At 64.6% G+C, this 16395-nt stretch carries 16 protein-coding genes; 11 read left to right on the top strand and 5 right to left on the bottom strand.

Features of this window, described 5'->3' with window-relative positions; genetic code table 11:
• Window positions 1–74: 74 nt before the first annotated feature.
• Genes FJ953_RS08975 through FJ953_RS08960 form a run of 4 tightly spaced genes read left to right on the top strand, consistent with a single transcriptional unit; the run spans window position 75 to window position 3468 of the window.
• Window positions 75–974 carry a branched-chain amino acid ABC transporter permease gene (locus FJ953_RS08975; RefSeq protein WP_140524813.1) on the top strand — a complete coding sequence of 300 codons (900 nt, stop codon included), beginning with the start codon at window positions 75–77 and terminating at the stop codon, window positions 972–974.
• Between the two features lie 10 nt (window positions 975–984).
• A complete protein-coding gene (locus tag FJ953_RS08970) occupies window positions 985–1965 on the top strand; it encodes a branched-chain amino acid ABC transporter permease (protein WP_140623994.1) in 981 nt (326 codons plus the stop codon).
• The gene (locus tag FJ953_RS08965) at window positions 1955–2710 is read left to right on the top strand and encodes an ATP-binding cassette domain-containing protein (protein ID WP_140498393.1); all 756 of its coding nucleotides are present in this window, start codon (window positions 1955–1957) and stop codon (window positions 2708–2710) included. The genes FJ953_RS08970 and FJ953_RS08965 overlap by 11 nt, the downstream gene beginning before the upstream one ends.
• Window positions 2710–3468, top strand: a complete 759-nt coding sequence (locus FJ953_RS08960) for an ABC transporter ATP-binding protein (protein WP_181168460.1) — start codon at window positions 2710–2712, stop codon at window positions 3466–3468. Before FJ953_RS08965 ends, FJ953_RS08960 begins: the two co-directional genes overlap by 1 nt.
• A gap of 9 nt (window positions 3469–3477) precedes the next feature.
• On the opposite strand, the gene FJ953_RS08955 is transcribed toward FJ953_RS08960, so the two are convergent.
• Window positions 3478–4893, bottom strand: coding sequence for an amidase (locus tag FJ953_RS08955; protein WP_140623990.1), 1416 nt, complete (start codon window positions 4891–4893; stop codon window positions 3478–3480).
• A gap of 80 nt (window positions 4894–4973) precedes the next feature.
• On the opposite strand from FJ953_RS08955, the gene FJ953_RS08950 reads away from it, so the two are divergent.
• From FJ953_RS08950 to FJ953_RS08935, 4 genes are all read left to right on the top strand, one after another.
• Window positions 4974–5807, top strand: coding sequence for a 3-keto-5-aminohexanoate cleavage protein (locus FJ953_RS08950; RefSeq protein WP_246674756.1), 834 nt, complete (start codon window positions 4974–4976; stop codon window positions 5805–5807).
• A gap of 213 nt (window positions 5808–6020) precedes the next feature.
• Window positions 6021–6641: a (2Fe-2S)-binding protein gene (locus FJ953_RS08945; RefSeq protein WP_140524809.1), complete on the top strand. Its 621-nt coding sequence runs from the start codon at window positions 6021–6023 to the stop codon at window positions 6639–6641.
• A 1-nt stretch (window position 6642) separates the two neighbouring features.
• Window positions 6643–7662, top strand: coding sequence for a xanthine dehydrogenase family protein subunit M (locus tag FJ953_RS08940; protein ID WP_140623986.1), 1020 nt, complete (start codon window positions 6643–6645; stop codon window positions 7660–7662).
• Window positions 7663–7664: 2 nt separating this feature from the next.
• Entirely contained in the window at window positions 7665–9944 is a 2280-nt protein-coding gene (locus FJ953_RS08935; protein ID WP_140558655.1) for a xanthine dehydrogenase family protein molybdopterin-binding subunit, read from the top strand.
• Between the two features lie 214 nt (window positions 9945–10158).
• Here FJ953_RS08935 and FJ953_RS08930 read toward each other — a convergent pair whose 3' ends face one another.
• Both FJ953_RS08930 and FJ953_RS08925 read right to left on the bottom strand, forming a co-directional pair.
• The gene (locus FJ953_RS08930) at window positions 10159–10440 is read right to left on the bottom strand and encodes a hypothetical protein (protein ID WP_224619155.1); all 282 of its coding nucleotides are present in this window, start codon (window positions 10438–10440) and stop codon (window positions 10159–10161) included.
• Between the two features lie 93 nt (window positions 10441–10533).
• Window positions 10534–10749 (bottom strand): hypothetical protein, encoded by a 216-nt coding sequence (locus tag FJ953_RS08925; RefSeq protein ID WP_140498386.1) that lies wholly within the window; start codon window positions 10747–10749, stop codon window positions 10534–10536.
• A gap of 63 nt (window positions 10750–10812) precedes the next feature.
• Between FJ953_RS08925 and FJ953_RS08920 the strand changes: the two genes are divergently transcribed.
• From FJ953_RS08920 to FJ953_RS08910, 3 genes are all read left to right on the top strand, one after another.
• On the top strand, window positions 10813–11832 hold the full coding sequence (locus FJ953_RS08920) for an isopenicillin N synthase family oxygenase (RefSeq protein ID WP_140515014.1): 1020 nt from the start codon (window positions 10813–10815) through the stop codon (window positions 11830–11832).
• Window positions 11833–12157: 325 nt separating this feature from the next.
• Window positions 12158–12847 carry an SDR family NAD(P)-dependent oxidoreductase gene (locus FJ953_RS08915; protein ID WP_140623984.1) on the top strand — a complete coding sequence of 230 codons (690 nt, stop codon included), beginning with the start codon at window positions 12158–12160 and terminating at the stop codon, window positions 12845–12847.
• Window positions 12848–13256: 409 nt separating this feature from the next.
• Window positions 13257–13508, top strand: a complete 252-nt coding sequence (locus FJ953_RS08910; protein ID WP_140498383.1) for a DUF768 domain-containing protein — start codon at window positions 13257–13259, stop codon at window positions 13506–13508.
• A 52-nt stretch (window positions 13509–13560) separates the two neighbouring features.
• On the opposite strand, the gene FJ953_RS08905 is transcribed toward FJ953_RS08910, so the two are convergent.
• Window positions 13561–14679, bottom strand: a complete 1119-nt coding sequence (locus FJ953_RS08905; protein WP_140558658.1) for a P1 family peptidase — start codon at window positions 14677–14679, stop codon at window positions 13561–13563.
• Window positions 14680–14687: 8 nt separating this feature from the next.
• A complete protein-coding gene (gene xseA, locus FJ953_RS08900; RefSeq protein WP_140524804.1) occupies window positions 14688–16319 on the bottom strand; it encodes an exodeoxyribonuclease VII large subunit in 1632 nt (543 codons plus the stop codon).
• Window positions 16320–16395 lie beyond the last annotated feature (76 nt).

The raw sequence follows: 16395 nt of genomic DNA, 5'->3' as shown, positions 1-16395 counted from the left end.
GCACGCCGGCGGCTCCATGGCCGCCGGCGGCCGCTTCGCTGGACAGGCGGCCGACAACAAGGTGATGTGAACCCATGAGCTATTTCCTCCTCCTGGCCGTCAACGGCCTGGTCATCGGCCTCATTTTCGCGCTGACGGCGGCGGGGCTCACTTTGGTCTTCTCGGTGTTGAAGGTCGTCAATTTCGGCCATGGATCGCTCTATATGCTGGGCGGCTATGCGTCCTACTACATCATCGCCTGGTTCCATGCGCCGCCGCTTGTCGGTGTCGCCGGCGCGATGGTGGCCCTGTTCATCTTCGGCGTGCTCTTCGAGAGGCTCGTCATAGCGCCGATGTATACCGACAAGGTCGAGCGCAAGGACGAATACGCCATTATCGTCACCTTCGGCCTCACCATTCTGATCACCAATCTCGGCCTTGTCGTCTTCGGCCCCTTCGCCAAGGCGCCGCCGTCCTTCATGACGGGAGCGCTGATCCTCGGTCCGTTGATCCTGCCTTACGACCGGCTGATCGCTGCGGTCGCTGCCGTCGTCCTGCTTGTCGGTCTGACGCTTTTCCTGAAGCGCACCTCGCTTGGCCAGGCACTCGATGCGGTGAGCCAGAGCCGCGAGTCCGCCGCGGTCATCGGTATCGATCCACGCCGCATGTACACCATCGCCTTCGGCATCGGCTCGGCGCTTGCCGGCGGGGCAGGGGCGTTGATCGCGCCGATCTTCGCCCTGTCGCCGTCGATGGGTGAGTTGCCGGCCGTGCAGGCCTTCATCATCATCGTGCTCGGCGGCATGGGTTCCGTCGGCGGAAGCATTACCGGCGGCATCCTGCTCGGCCTGGTGCAAGGGCTGGGTGTCGGCTATCTGCCGGACCCCAATCGCGCGCTTGCCTATACGCAGGCGTTCGGAGCGCTGCTGCTCGTCATTGCATTGCTCTTCAGGCCGACCGGCCTGTTCGGCCGCTCGCATCTGCGGCTGGAATAGGATCACGGCAATGGTCCGTCCAACATTCTCGCAATCGGCCCAGGCGATTCTGCTCGTGGTGGCGTTGCTGGTGCCGCTCGGCGTCGGACCATACTGGACCCACGTCGGCGCCATCGCCTGGTACTATGCACTGCTTGCCGCGAGTTGGGCGCTGCTTGCCGGTTTCGCGGGTCAGTTCTCCTTCGCCCATGTGGCTTTTGCCGCGCTGGGCGGATATGCCTCGGCCTTGTTCGTTGGCCAGATCGGCATGCCCCTGCCGCTTGCCATTCTTGCCGCCATCGCTCTTGCCATTGTGGCGGGCGCCCTGATCGGCGCGCTCGTCCTGAGGCTTTCCGGGCCTTATCTGGCCCTCTTCACGCTTGCCATTTCGGAAATCTTCCGCCTCGTGCTGGTCGCGGAGGAAGACATCACACGCGGCATGCTGGGCTTGCCGGTGCCCGGCCTCTTTTCCGGTCGATCGGACCTGCCTTATTACTATCTCGGCCTTGCGCTCGTCGTCCTGGCGGTATTGGGAATGAATGCCTTGTTGGCGACCCGCGTCGGTCTTTTTCTACGTGCCATCCGGGAAGACGAGGGCGCCGCGCGCGCCAGCGGGGTGGATACCACGCGCTACAAGATCCTCGTCTTCGTGGTAACCAGCGTGATCGCGGCGATAGCCGGCATTTATTACGGCCATTTCATCGGCATCCTGACGCCCAACATGGCTATCCTGCCGGAGATGGGTCTGGTCATCGCGATGGCGGTGATCGGCGGCATCGAAAGCCTGCCCGGCGCCGTGGTCGGCGCAGTCGTCGTCTTCCTGCTTTCCGAGACGCTGCGGTCCTACGGCGAATGGCGTTTCGTGCTGATGGGTCTGGCGCTTATCCTGGTGCAACGCTTCGCGCAGAACGGCCTGTATCCGATGGTCGAAAACTGGGCGCGCTTCCGCGCGCGGCCACGGGAACAAGCGCCTGTTCCAACTGCTACCACCGAGGAACCCCATGCCGGTTGAGAAGGACACCGCTTTTTTCTCGGTCAGTGGTCTTGCCAAGCATTTCGGCGGCATCCATGCCGTCGAAGGCTTATCCTTTGCCCTGGCCCGCGGCGAAATTGTCGGGTTGATCGGTCCCAACGGCTCGGGAAAGACGACCACCATCAACATGGTGACGGGCGCGCTCAAACCCGACGGCGGTGCCATCCTCGTCGAGGGCATCGACATGGCGCGCTCGCCGGCTAATCTTTTCGCGCGCCGCGGTGTTGCCCGTACTTTTCAGGTTCCCCGCCTGTTCCGCCGCATGACCGTGCTGGAAAACCTGATCGTGCCGGCACTTTCCGACCCGGCTGAGCGGCGCGCCGCGGCAGAGGAGCGCGCCCGTGGGGTCCTTGCTTTCCTGAGGCTCGACCATCTCGCCGACAGTTATGCAAGAGCGCTTTCCGGCGGCCAGCAGAAGCTGCTGGAACTCGGCCGGGCGCTGATGCTCAAACCGAGATTGCTGCTTCTGGACGAGCCCTTCGCCGGCGTCCACCCGCGCCTGCTGGAGGAGATCATCGAGCACATAAGGAGCCTCAATCGCGACGGTCACACCATCGTCGTTGTCGATCACAACCTCGAGGCTATCCAGTCGGTCGTAACGCGCGTCATGGTGATGGCGCGAGGGCGCAAGATCGCCGACGGCGCGGTCGCCGAGGTGCTGCGCAATCCCGAGGTCGTGCACGCCTATACGGGATCCCGCGCAACGCATCGGGAAGCACGATGATGGAAACCGCTTCCCTGCCATCGACCCCGCCGCTGATCGCCTGCGAGAACCTTGTCGCCGGCTATACGCGCGACATCGACATATTGCGCGACGTTTCGGTCAGAGCCTGGTCTGGCAGCATTTCCTGTGTGGTCGGCCCGAACGGCACGGGCAAGTCGACGCTTCTCAAGGCGTTGTTCGGCTTTCTGAAACCGAGTGCTGGCCGGGTGCTTCTGCGAGACGTGGACATCACCGGAAACCCGCCCTTCCGGATGCTGGGCCTTGGCCTGGCCTACCTGCCGCAGCGGCCGAGCCTCTTTCCTCATCTCTCGGTCGAATCGAACCTGAAACTCGGTCTCTGGCATGCCAGGCCGAAGAAGACGGTGCTGACCGAGAAACTGGAACATGTCTATGAGCGGTTTCCCGTCGTTCGGGAGAAACGCACGCAGCCTGCCGGCCAGCTCTCGGGAGGCCAGCAGCGACAGGTCGAGATCGCACGCAGCCTGATGGCCGATCCGTCGGTCTACCTGATCGACGAACCGACCGCCGGCGTCGATCCGCAGACCAGCGAGACGATCTACGACATCGTCCGCGATCTTGCCCGCGAACTCGGCAAGGCCGTGCTGCTGGTCGACCAGGATATTCGCGCCGCGCTTGCCATCACCGACTACGTCTATGTGGTCAAGAACGGCACGGTTTTTTCCGAAGGCGCGCGCGCGGATTTCGGTGCCGACACCGACGCTCTTGTCGCACGTTGGCTGTATGCGAGCGGTGAATGAACGGGCAGCTTACGGCGTGGCGTAGCCCGGCGGCTGTTCGAACAGGCTGTCGCGCCGAATCTCGAGCGCCCGCCCGATCCTCAGCGCCAGCGGATCCTGGAAGCGGCGAACCGCGATCTGCAATCCTGCGGGCAGACCATTGACGAGACCGATGGGGACGCTGAGCGCTGCCATGTCGAGGAGGTTCACCATGCGGGTAAACGTCCCAAGCGGCGTCGTTGTCTCATCGATGTCGGCCAATGGCGGCGCGGTAATCGGCGCCGTTGGCGTCAGGAACGCATCGGCGCCTTCGAGATCGCGATGAAACTCGATCTGCGCGGCTCGGCGCCTTGCAATCAACTCGTGATAAGCGGCGAGGCCGATTTCCCTGCCCTTGAGAACCCGCATGCGGATCGCCGTGCCGACGCCGCTGTCCGCGGGTTCCACGTAACGGCCGAGATGATGCCAGGCTTCGACGGCCATGATGTCGCCGGCCAAGGCCTTGTAGGTGTCGTAAGATTGCGGCATCGGCATCCGATCGACATTGGCACCGAGCGCCTCCAGTTCAGCGACGGTGGAGTCGAAGCGGACCAGGATGCCGGGGTCTACGCCGGCAAGGTCCACGGCCGAGGGGATGCGCAGGCGAAGGCCCGATATGCTCCGCTCGAGCCCGTCGAGCGGCGAGGTCGGCGCCACGCCAAAGGTGGCCGGATCGCCGGGATCGGGACCCTCGAGCGCGGCCAGCAGAAGGGCTGCATCCTCCACCGACCGGGTCATGGGACCGATGCTGTCGAAGGACATGGCAAGCGGCAGCAAGCCGCCGCGCCCGATAAGGCCGAAGGACGTCTTCAGGCCCACGATTCCGCACATGGCGGACGGATTGCGGATGGAGCCCGTAGTGTCGGTGCCGAGCGCGACCGGCACCAGTCCGGCGGCGACGGCCACGCCCGAACCGCTCGACGATCCGCCCGGCGCGCGCGGGATGGCGCTGTCACGCGGGTTCAGGGGCGTGCCGGCGACCGGGTTGGTCCCCCAACTGCCAAAAGCAAATTCCACGGTGTGCACCTTGCCCAGCAGGATCATCCCGGCCGCGACAAGGCGTTCGATTGCCGTTGCCGTGGCGGTTGCGAGTTCGCCCGCAAGCGCTTTCGAGCCTGCCAGGGTCGGATAGCCTTCGACGTCAAGCAGGTCCTTGGCCGCGAAAGGGATACCGTCCAGCGGCCCTTTCGAGACGCCGCGACTGCGACGCTCGTCGGCTTCGCCGGCGGCCTGGAGCGCAGCCTCAGGAAACAGCCGGACGAACGCATGCAGCGAATTGTCATGAACGTCGACACGATCCAGCGCGCGCCGGACGATCTCGGTCGAGGATGTGTTGCCATCGGCGAGCGCGCGGCTGAGTTCGGCGGCGGTGGCGAAGGCGGAAATCCCTTGGGCGGTGGCGTTCATGCTGTCCTACCTGTGCGAGTCGGTGAAATGAAGCATGGAAAACCACGTTGCGGGAGAGCCAATTGGGCCCGGAGATGAAATTGAAGCCGTTGCTGATCATGGTTGCGCCGAACGGAGCGCGCAGAACGAAGGCCGATCATCCGGCTCTGCCGATGACCGCCGACGAACTTGCCGAAACGGCGAGGCAGTGTCTCGCTGCCGGCGCCGCCGCCATCCATGTGCATGTCCGCGATGCTTCAGGCCGGCACACGCTTGACGCCGCGCTTTACCGGGATGCCATCGCGGCGATCCGGGAGCGGACGCAGGGCGTCATGGCGATCCAGATCACGACTGAAGCGATCGGGCTCTATTCGCCACGCGAACAGATGGACCTTGTTCGGGCGCTTCATCCGGTTTCCGTCTCGATCGGCTTGCGTGAGATAATCAGCGATGGCGAGGCGGAGCCGGCCCGCTTCTTCGCGTGGGCCGGTCGGGAAGGCATCGCGGTCCAGCACATTCTCTATGATCGGGCCGATCTCGACCGTTTCATCGATCTGCGGCGGCGAGGCATTCTGGCGGAGCCCACAAGCCCCCGGCTGCTGTTCGTCCTTGGACGCTATGCCGCCGATCAGGAAAGCCGGCCCGAAGACCTCGATGTCTTCCTTGAAGGGCTCGATGCGCATGGTCTTGAAGGCGCCGTATGGTCGGTCTGCGCCTTCGGACGGGGCGAGACCTTGGCGCTGGCGGCGGCGATCGCGGCGGGAGGGCACGTGCGGGTCGGCTTCGAGAACTCTCTCTGGCACGCCGATGGCAGCCTCGCCCGCGACAATGCCGAACGGGTCGCGGCAATCGTCGAAGCCGCTGGCCGCACGGGGCGCCCGATTGCTTCTGCCGCGCAGGCGCTTGATATTCTCGGAATTGCCCGCCAGCAGTGAGGGCCCGCGCGCCTTGTTAGGGGATCGGCCGCGCGCCTGCAAATTCGCCAGGGTAGGACGGGCACGGTCTCGAACGGACCCGTCATATCCTTGCATCCAAATCGGGCGGCTTGCCTTGCGAGCCGTCTTCCTTGTGCGTTTTATCGCGGATGGCCCGGAACAATGGCCCCGATGAGGGGTTTGGTCGCGACATAGCGAGCGACGGAGCCAGCGATGTCCGAGCATGTTCCCCCAAACTCCTCCAGTCTCAGCAGACGAAGCTTTATGACCGCGACCGTCTCCGCGGCTGCGGTGACTCCGCTTCTGGCCTCGACAGCCAGGTCCGAGGAGCCTCCGGCTGCTGCCGCCAAGCCAACCGAGCCTGTCATGACAACACTGACCATCAACAAGCAGCCATACAATCTGGCGCTCGACAGCCGAACCAGCCTGCTCGACGCCTTGCGCGACCATGTCGGCCTGACGGGCACGAAGAAAGGTTGCGATCATGGCCAATGCGGTGCCTGTACGGTGCTGGTCGATGGCCATCGCGTGCTCTCCTGCCTCAGCTTCGCGGTGATGAACGAGGGCAAGGCGGTAACCACCGTCGAAGGGTTGGCGTCGACGGATGGCGGCCTGCATCCGATGCAGCAGGCCTTCATCGATCACGATGCGTTCCAGTGCGGCTATTGCACGCCCGGCCAGATCATGTCCGCGATCGGCTGCGTCCACGAAGGACATGCCGGTTCAGAGGACGACATTCGCGAATATATGAGCGGCAACCTTTGCCGATGCGCGGCATACCCGAACATCGTCGCGGCAATCGTCCAGGCCCGCGACCAGATCAGGAGGGCCTGAGATGCATCCTTTCGTCTATGAGAGGCCCGCCAGCCTCTCCGCGGCGGTCGCCGTCGCCTCGCGCTCGGCCACCAGGCATCCGCCGACGCAAGCCCCCGCGCAGTTCATTGCCGGTGGCACCAATCTCGCCGACTATATGAAACTCGGCGTCGCCCGGCCGGAACGCTTGCTCGATTTGAACGGTCTCTCCGAACCGGCATTGCGGCGGATCGAGACCGGTGGTGAGGGTCTGCGCCTTGGCGCTCTTGTGCGGATGGGCGACGCGGCCGAGAATGCCGAGATCAAGCGTCGGTATCCGGTGATCGCGGAGAGCCTGCAACTGGCGGCAAGCGGCCAGCTGCGCAACATGGCAAGTCTTGCCGGCAACATCCTGCAGCGCACCCGCTGCGAATATTTCCGCGAAACCTCATGGCCATGCAACAAGCGCGAGCCAGGCTCGGGCTGCGCCGCGATGGACGGGTTCAACCGCCAGCATGCCGTGCTGGGGACCAGTGAGAACTGCATCGCGACCTATCACGGTGACTTTGCCCAGGCCCTGATCGCGCTTGACGCCACGGTTCATGTCCAAGGCCACAACGGGCGGCGAAAGATTCCGTTTGCCAGCCTGCATCGCCTGCCCGAGGACAGCCCTCACATCGAGACCGACCTGGCACCCGACGAGATCGTCACCGCCATAGAGGTGCCCGCCGGCGCATGGACCAGGCGTTCGCGCTATCTCAAGATCCGCGATCGGCAATCCTATGCGTTTGCCCTTGCATCGGCCGCGGTCGCCCTCGACCTCGACGGCGAGACCGTGAACGAGGCGCGCATCGCGCTTGGCGGCGTGGCGACCGTACCCTGGCGGGCAAGAGCGGCGGAGGAGATCCTGCGCGGCAAGGTGCTCGACGAGGCAGCGGCGGCCGAGGCCGCCGAAGCCGCGTTCGCCGAGGCCCAGCCGCGTCGGCACAACGCATTCAAGATAGAACTCGGCAAGCGAACCTTGATCAGGGGGCTGCTCGAAACCCGTGACATGAAGGTGTGATCATGAACGTCGCCGCTCCACAGCCGAAGGAAAACATGGGACAGCCGCTGCCGCGTATCGATGCGCGGCTGAAAGTGACCGGCCAGGCCGAATACGCGGCGGATCTCCCGGCCGCCAACATTGCGCACGCCGTGCTCGCGACGAGCAGCATCGCCAAGGGCAAGGTCGCCAGGCTTTACCTGGATGACGCGCGCTCGGTGCCCGGCGTCCTCGACATCGTCACCTATGGCGACCTCGACAAGGTCGAGACGCCGAAATTCGGAAATACCGGCGCGAGTTCTATCGGGCCGCTGCATGACAAGGCGATCTTCCATGACGGTCAGATCATTGCGCTGGTGGTCGCCGAGACCTTCGAAGCAGCCGAGGAGGCGGCGCAAAGGATCCGCGCGGACTATGCCGAGGAAAAGCCGACCGCCAGTTTCGACATGCCGGGGACAAAGACCATCGACGCCGCCGGCAAAAGCCCGTTGTTTAAGGAGGACGTCAAGGCCGGCGATTTCGATGCCGCGTATGAATCGGCCCCGATGAAGATCGATGCGCGGTATTCGACGCCGACCCAGCATCACAACCCGATAGAGCTGTTCTCGACCACCGCTGTTTGGCAAGGCGACCAACTCACCGTTTACGAGCCCTCCCAGAACGTGACCGGCTGGAAAGTCGAGTTGGCGCGGCAATTGAGGCTCGACCCAGCGAATGTGCGCATCGTCTGCCCTAACGTAGGCGGCGCATTCGGCTCGAAGGGGCCGATGACGGCGCGAACGGCCATCGTGGCTGTGGCCGCCAGGCGGCTTGGCCGGCCGGTGCGCTGTGTGGTCAGCCGCATGCAGGCGTTCGGCACCCAGACCTATCGGGCCGAAACCCGGCACCGCATCCGCATCGGCGCCGGCAAGGACGGCCGCATCACTGCTTTCGGCCATGAAGGCTGGGAGGTGACCTCGAGACCCGATTCCTATGTCGTCGGCGGGACTTCGGCCACCGGTCGCATGTATGCTTATGGCTCGGTGCTGACGCATGTCTCGCTGGTGCAGGCGGATCGCAACACGCCCGGTTATATGCGCTCGCCGCCCGAGACGCCCTACGTCTATGCCCTCGAGAGCGCCATGGACGAAATGGCCGTCGCACTCGGCATGGACCCGATCGAATTTCGCCGGATCAACGAGCCCCAGAAGGAGCCGATCGGCGGCAAGCCGTTCTCCAGCCGGTCGCTAATGAAATGCTACGATCAGGCCGCTGATGCCTTCGGCTGGACGAGACGGGATGCGAAAGTCGGCTCGATGCGCGACGGCGACTGGCTCGTCGGCATGGGCTGTGCGACGGCAGTCTACCCGACCGCTGCCGCGCCATGCGCGGCCCGCGTGCGCCTGACCGCCGAAGGAGACGTGCGCGTGCAGTGCGGCTCGCATGAAATCGGCACAGGTGTGCGAACCGTTGCCGGCCAGATGGCGGCGGAACGTCTCGGTGTCGACATCGGCAAGGTCGCCGTCGAGATGGGCGACAGTGCCTTGCCGCCGGCGCCGGTATCGGGAGGTTCGATTTCCACTGCCAGCGTCTGTTCGGCCGTGCTCAAGGCGTGTGATGCTGTGCGCACGAAATTGTTCGCCGCAGCGGTCGCGGAGGGTGGCCCTCTTGCAGGCTCGCACAATGAGGAACTGGACCTCCACGGGGGACGGATCCTCACCAAGGGCGGGGCGTCGGCAAGCACCGCCGATATATTCAAGGCCATGCAGGTAGGCGCCATCGAGGAATATGCCGAATTCGCGCCGAAGGGCTCGACCCCCGAAGCGCTCAAGAAGCTCTATGCCGGCCAGTCGGAATTCCACGGCGGCGAGTCCGACGCGGATTCGGTGAAATATGCGTTCGGGGCCGAATTCGTGGAGGTGCACATCAACAGCTACACGCGCGAAATCCGTGTGCCGCGCATCGTCGGGGCGTTCGCCGCCGGGCGCATCATGAACACGCGCACCGCGCGCAGCCAGCTGATGGGAGGCATGATCTGGGGCATTGGCCAGGCCCTGCATGAGGCGACCGAGATCGATACCCGCTATGCCCGCTATGTGAACCGCGACCTGCAGGATTATCTGGTCCCGGTGAATGCCGATGTCAGGGACCTTGACGTCATACTGGTTCCGGAGATCGACCATGAGGTCAATCCGGCTGGTGTGAAGGGCCTGGGCGAACTCGGCAATGTCGGCACCGCCGCTGCCGTCGCCAGCGCTGTCTACCACGCGACCGGCAAGCGGATCCGCGACTTGCCGATCAGAATTGACGATCTGATCGTTTGAGGACCGAGACAAAGAGGATTGCTCCGCCGCAACAAGCGTGGGTTTGTCCTCGCCCAGTTTCACTGCCTTGCGGATCGGGATGCTGATGCGTCAGGAACCGACTGTTTCATGCCAGGGTGATCCGGAACAGCCGGAACCCTTCCCGCCCCATCGAACGGAACTGACCGTAGGAGCGCTCAGCCTTGGCCGCGCAGGATGCTGACGACGAGCAGCGTCAGCGCCGTATTCCACAGCGCCGGCTCGGCCCGGTATTTGCACCGGCAGCCACCACGCCCTGCGCCTGGTCGATGGCGTGTCCCAGCAGGCGCGGAATGAAAAGCTGCAGCGTCGCGGCGATGAAGGTCGAGACGATGGTGATGGCGACCTGCCAAGGGTGGCGCAGCGTCATGCGCATGATACGTAGCAAGGTGCCAGGGCCCTTGCCCCAGGAGGCTTGCGCCACATGGGCAAACGATTTGCCGCGCCCCGCCGCGCTGCCGATTGCTTGCGTGTTCAAGGACCTATCCAAACCGATCCGGACTTTAGCCCGGACGAATGAAACAGATTCAAATTCAAGTGCCACGATGTTACGCGCCTCCCGCGCGGCCGTTCAAGGGCCAATGACAGCTTCGCGCTGTGCCTGAAATGACACGCCGCTGTTTCGCGCAATGATCGCGCTCATCGTCAGGCTGCCCGCCCAAATAGAAAAATTGTTCGTCCCGGCGGCATCGAAAAGCCGATCGTTCCTTTCCCGGCGCACTGAACTCCGTGAGATTTGGGGCATCGATGGCGGCTTCGGCCGCTGGAAAAGGAGCAGCACATCCACGGGCCCGGGTTTCCGGGCGAAGTTTTCAAGCAGCACCCGGAAAGAACCCGAAAAGGAGCTGACATGCCCAGAATAGTGCCCGTGCTCGATCTGAGCCGTCTCGAACAAGGCGCATCGGAGCGCCGGACGTTTCTGGCGGATCTGCGCTCCGCCTCGCGCGATATCGGTTTTTTCTATTTGGCGGGCCACGGCATCCCATGGGCCGACATCAGCGAGACGCTCGCCGCTTCGCGGCGTTTCTTTGCCTTGCCGGAAGCCGACAAGCTGTCGATAGAGATGGTCAATTCCTCGCAGTTCCGCGGTTATACCCGCGCTGGCGGCGAACTGACCAAGGGCAAGGCCGACTGGCGCGAGCAGCTCGACATCGGCGTCGAGCGCCCGCCCATCGCGCAAGGCCCGGGAATTCCTGCCTGGACGCGGCTGCAGGGGCCGAACCAGTGGCCGTCGGCGTTGCCGGAGCTGAAGCCGGCGCTGCTGGCCTGGCAGGCGAAGGCGACGGCCGTGGCCATTCGTCTGCTCAAGGCCTTCGCGCTGTCGCTCGACCAGGCCGAGGACGCTTTCGATCCGATCTATGGCGGCGAACCCAATCATCGCATGAAGATCGTGCGCTACCCCGGCCGCGAAGCGACCGGCGGCGACCAGGGCGTCGGCGCGCATAAGGATGGCGGCTTCCTGACGCTGCTGCTCCAGGACGACAACAAGGGCCTGCAGGTAGACTATGACGGAAGCTGGGTGGACGTGGATCCGATTCCCGGAACGCTCGTCGTCAACATCGGCGAGCTGCTGGAGCTCGCCTCGAACGGCTATTTGAGAGCCACCGTGCATCGCGTCGTGACGCCGCCCGCCGGCGTCGAACGCATCTCGGTGCCGTTCTTCTTCAGCGCCAAGCTCGATGCCACGATACCGCTGCTCGAGCTTCCCGAGGAACTGGCGGCGCAGGCGCGCGGGCCGGCCAGCGATCCCGACAATCCGCTGTTTCGCGATGTCGGAACCAATGTGCTGAAGAGCAGGCTGCGCTCCCATCCCGACGTTGCGCGGCGTCATTATGCCGATCTGTTTGAGCCCGAGACCCGGGCAGGCTGAGCCATTCGGCAGGCAGAAATTTTTGTAGGGCGGCAAAATTTTAGAATTCTATTCGTCGTCAGCGCGCGAAAATGGGCTCAAGATAAAATTATCGTTCGAGGTTTCCTCCCATTCCTCCGAACGGTGTTCCCCTCTGAAGGTTATGACCTTCTTTCTGGCCGGGCCGTCTTCGCGCCCGGCCATTTTTCTTTGCCGGGAACAGTTTTTGCGGCCTGGGAGCGCGCCACGACGACACCCCATTTTCTTGGAAATGCTTTCTCTTGCGTTCCACTTGGGAAGGCGCAACCCTGTCCAATCCAGTCACCACCGCGAAAGAGAGATGCTCATGACATCCAATGTCGCCGTCATTGCCGGAGCGGGATCCGGATTGAGCGCCTCGCTTGCGCGCCTTCTCGCAAGGGAAGGTTTTCGTGTCGTGCTGGCCGCCCGCAACGTCGAGAAGCTCGACCCGTTGCTGGCGCAGACCGGCGCCCAAGCCGTGGCAACTGATGTCTCCGATGCCGCGTCGGTGCAGCGCCTGTTCGAGGTCGCTGACAAGGCCGGCCCGCTGTCGCTCGTGGTCTTCAATGCCAGCGGACGCGCCCGTGGCCCGATAGCCGAACTCGATCCAGAGGCTGTCAGGCAGGCCTTGCTGGTGGGGGCCTATGGCGGCTTCCTGGTTGGCCAGCAAGCAGCCAACCGGCTGCTTTTGCAAGGCTCGGGCTCGATCTTCTTCACCGGCGCGACGGCAAGCGCCAAGGGATTCGCCGGCTCGGCCGGTTTCGCGATGCCCAAATTCGGCTTGCGTGGACTGGCGCAATCCATGGCTCGCGAACTGGCCCCCAAGAACATCCATGTCGCGCATTTCGTCATCGATGGTGCCATTGCCTCGACCGTGCCGGGAGAGGCTCCCGACCCGCAGGATCGACGGCTATCGCCGGACGCGATCGCCGAGGCCTATCTCGGCATCCATCGCCAGAACCGCAGCGCCTGGACCTGGGAACTCGAGCTCAGGCCCTGGGTCGAGACCTTCTGATCGGCACGGTGACCTATGCGGCTTTCGCGGGGCTTCCATGCAAGGCGGCGGAGAGAGTCGACATTGCATGGGGATGTCACTATATAGCGGCGGCTTCGATGGCTTGTGCCTGGAAACGGCAACGTCATCGGGCAGCTGTTGTGACAGCCATTGAGATGCAAACGGACCTGAAAACCGTAAGAAGCAAGTAGAAGCAGCCTCTCGAGGCGGGACAGGATTCCCGCCAAACGATACCCGCCCCCCAGAAACAGAAAATGTTCTTCAATCCTCTATTTCCTTTGGCTCTGTGGACCTTGGACGACATCGGCTTGCCGTCCGGTGGCGACTCGGCTGGAATGGGGACATGCATCCTTCACCGGATGCCGACGTTTATGATTACCAACCGGCTTCGCCGCCAGGGAAAAGCAATATGAGTGAGCACGCCATCGAATTCTTGCAGGGATGGATTGGCGAAAAAGTCCATTGCCAGTCCCACGCCAGGATCGAGAAGCAGGCCGAGACGCTGGCCAGGGAATGCGCTGCCAAGGCGGCCGAGGTCGGCATACCGCTGGAGGATATCCAGGAAGAAGTCGGCGATATCCAGGAACTCATCGCCTCCCGGCTCGAGGAAGCGGCCGAGGCCGACGAGCACCAGCAGGCCGCGAGCAAGGCTGCGGAATAATTCAGGAGCAATCCTGTATGAATACGCGGACCATTCGGTCCGCGTATTTGTCTCAGCCGAATTTCTCCTTCAGCCACGCCTTCGGCAGCGCCGGCACGAAATTGCCGTCGCGGCCGGTCATGTCCTCGTTGGCGACCATCGCATTGAGGACGGCTTCCTCGACGCCCTGGACCACGGCATCGAAGAACGGATCGATGTCGCTGTCGGGGATGAACTCGGCGCGAGCGATCCGGCCCGGCGGCGCCAGGGCCGCGTCGGGATTGGCGGTAGAGAAGGCGAGGAAGATGTCGCCGGAACTGTGATAGCCGAAGCCGCCGGTCATGGCGACGCCGAGCGGCACACGGCGGGCCAGCCGCTTCATCTGATGCGGCAGGAACGGTGCGTCGGTGGCAATAACGGCGATGATCGAGCCTTTTTCGGCACGTGGCGTGCCTTCGCGGATCGCGGGTTCGACGAGCTCCGGCCCGGCGCGCAGGCCTCGAAGCGTGAAATTGCGCCGCTTGCCGAAATTCGCCTGCACGAAGGCGCCGACAGTATAGGCACGCCCTTGCCATTCGGTGATGCGCGACGCGGTGCCCGAACCGGCCTTGAAGCCGAAGGCGATCATGCCGGTGCCGCCGCCGACGCTGCCTTCCTCGATCGGTCCGCTGGCGGCACCGTCGAGCGCCTCGGCAACATGCCCTGATGTCACGTGGTGGCCGTTGATGTCGTTGAGGAAGCCGTCATAGGTTTCCGCTGCCACCGGCAGTCCCCAGCCGCTGTCGAGTGCGGCTGGCAGCACCTTGCTCATCCAGCGCAGCGTACCGTCGCGCGAAACGCCGCAGGAATGCGTGTTGGTGACGGTGATGGGGAAGTTGAAGGCGCCGGTCTCCTCGACGATATGCGAGCCGGTCAGTTCGCCATTGCCGTTCTGGCTGAAGATGCCGGCGAAGACCGGTGTGGCAAGGTCGGCCCGCGGCCTGGGCAGGATCGCGGTCACGCCGGTGCGCACCGGTCCCTGGCCCACGACGAGCGGGCCGTCGCCTGAAATCAGCGTGGAATAGCCGACCGACACTCCAGCCACGTCGGTGATCGCGTTGAACGGGCCGGGCGTGCCGTCGAAGCCGATGCCGAAGCTTCGCGCGCGCGGCTTGCCGGAGGGCGTTTTGTGATGATGCGGATTGTCTGTCATGTCACGGTTCAGAATAGGGAGCCCTGGCTGCCGGGCTCCTTGGCCTTGGTCGCGGTTTTGGCGGCCGGTCGTGGCCGCGCCGAGCCGCTGGTCGCGACCGCATCCGCCGTGCCGTCGGCGAACTCCAGGGACAGCGCCATCCCCGCCGTCAATTCCGCCGCACGCTTGACGACGGCGCCGTCGGCATCCTTCACCAGGGCGAAGCCGCGTGCCAGCACCGCCTTGTGCGACAGCGTCGCCAGCAAGCGGTCGGCCTGGGCGACGCGACTGCGCAGCCGCTCCAGCCTCAGCGATGCCGCATGCGTGCTGCGCCGCGTCAGCGCGGTCAGGAAATCCCTTTGGGTCCGCTGCCGCCGCGCCGTGGGCTCTATGGTGATGCGGCCCTGCAGCGCCGCCAATTGCTGCCGGAGCCGCTGCAGCGACGCCCGGGCGCATTTCGGCAACTGATCGGCGGCGCGATTGAGTTCCGCGCGCCGGGCCCTCGTCAGCGCGCGCAACGCACCCTGTGCCCGCAGGAGATTGCGCTCGTTGGTCCGCCGCGCCTCGGCAATTCGCTGCGACAGCATTGCCGGCGTCAGTTTCAGGGCGAGGAAGCGTCCCCGCTTGCGTTCGGTCGAAACCATGAGGCCGCGCCCGAGCCGGCTCGCCGCCTCGTCGAGGCGACGACGTGGCAGCGCCAGCAACTGATCGGGCGAGGGCAGCGCACGCGCTGCCCCGCGCACGGACTGGCGCTTGCGCTCGAAATTGCGCGAAACCGCAGCCTTGAGCCGCGCGCCGAGACTGGCGAGCGTCGCTTCGAGGTCAGCCTTCACCGGAACGGCGATTTCGGCCGCCCCCGTCGGCGTCGGCGCCCTCACATCCGCGACGAGGTCGATCAGCGTCCAGTCGGTTTCGTGGCCGACGGCCGAGATCACCGGAATGGCGGAGGCGGCGACGGCACGGGCCAGGGCCTCGTCGTTGAAGCCCCACAAGTCCTCGAGGCTGCCGCCGCCCCGCGCCACGATCAGCAGGTCCGGGCGCTCGATAGTGCCATCCCGTGCCAGCGCGTTGAAACCGGCGACTGCGGCGGTCACCTCGGCGCCCGCGGTTTCGCCTTGCACCCGCACCGGCCAGACGAGCACATGCAGCGGAAAACGATCCTTGATCCGGTGGATGATGTCGCGGATGACGGCACCCGTCGGCGAGGTGACGACGCCGATGACGCGCGGCATGAAGGGCAGCAACCGCTTGCGGCCCCCCTCGAACAGTCCTTCGGCCTGCAGCCGGCGCTTGCGCTCCTCCAGCAGCGCCATCAAGGCTCCGGCGCCCGCCGGTTCCAGATTGTCGATGACGATCTGGTAGTTGGATTTGCCGGGATAGGTGGTGAGCCTGCCGGTGGCGATCACCTCCATTCCTTCTTCGGGGCGGAATTTCAGCCGGCCCATCGTGCCCTTCCACACCACGGCGTCGAGCCGCGCGCGGTCGTCCTTCAGCGTGAAATAGGCATGGCCGGAGGAGTGCGGCCCGCGATAACCCGAGATTTCACCGCGCACCCGCACATTGCCGAAGGCATCCTCGACCGTGCGCTTCAGGGCGCCTGATATTTCGCTCACCGTATATTCGGTGGCGTTGCTGCGTGATTCGGATGCTGCTTCGCTCATCGGCCGATTGGGGGGTGGTTGCGCGCCGGCGTCAAGCTGGCTGTTTTCAGGTCGGCGTTCAGGTGCGTCTGATCGC

It is taken from the genome of Mesorhizobium sp. B2-3-6, from assembly GCF_006442305.1.
In the GTDB taxonomy this organism is placed as follows: Bacteria; Pseudomonadota; Alphaproteobacteria; order Rhizobiales; family Rhizobiaceae; genus Mesorhizobium.
The sequence above is the reverse complement of the archived record's forward strand: the minus strand, read 5'-3'. Positions and strand labels throughout refer to the sequence as shown.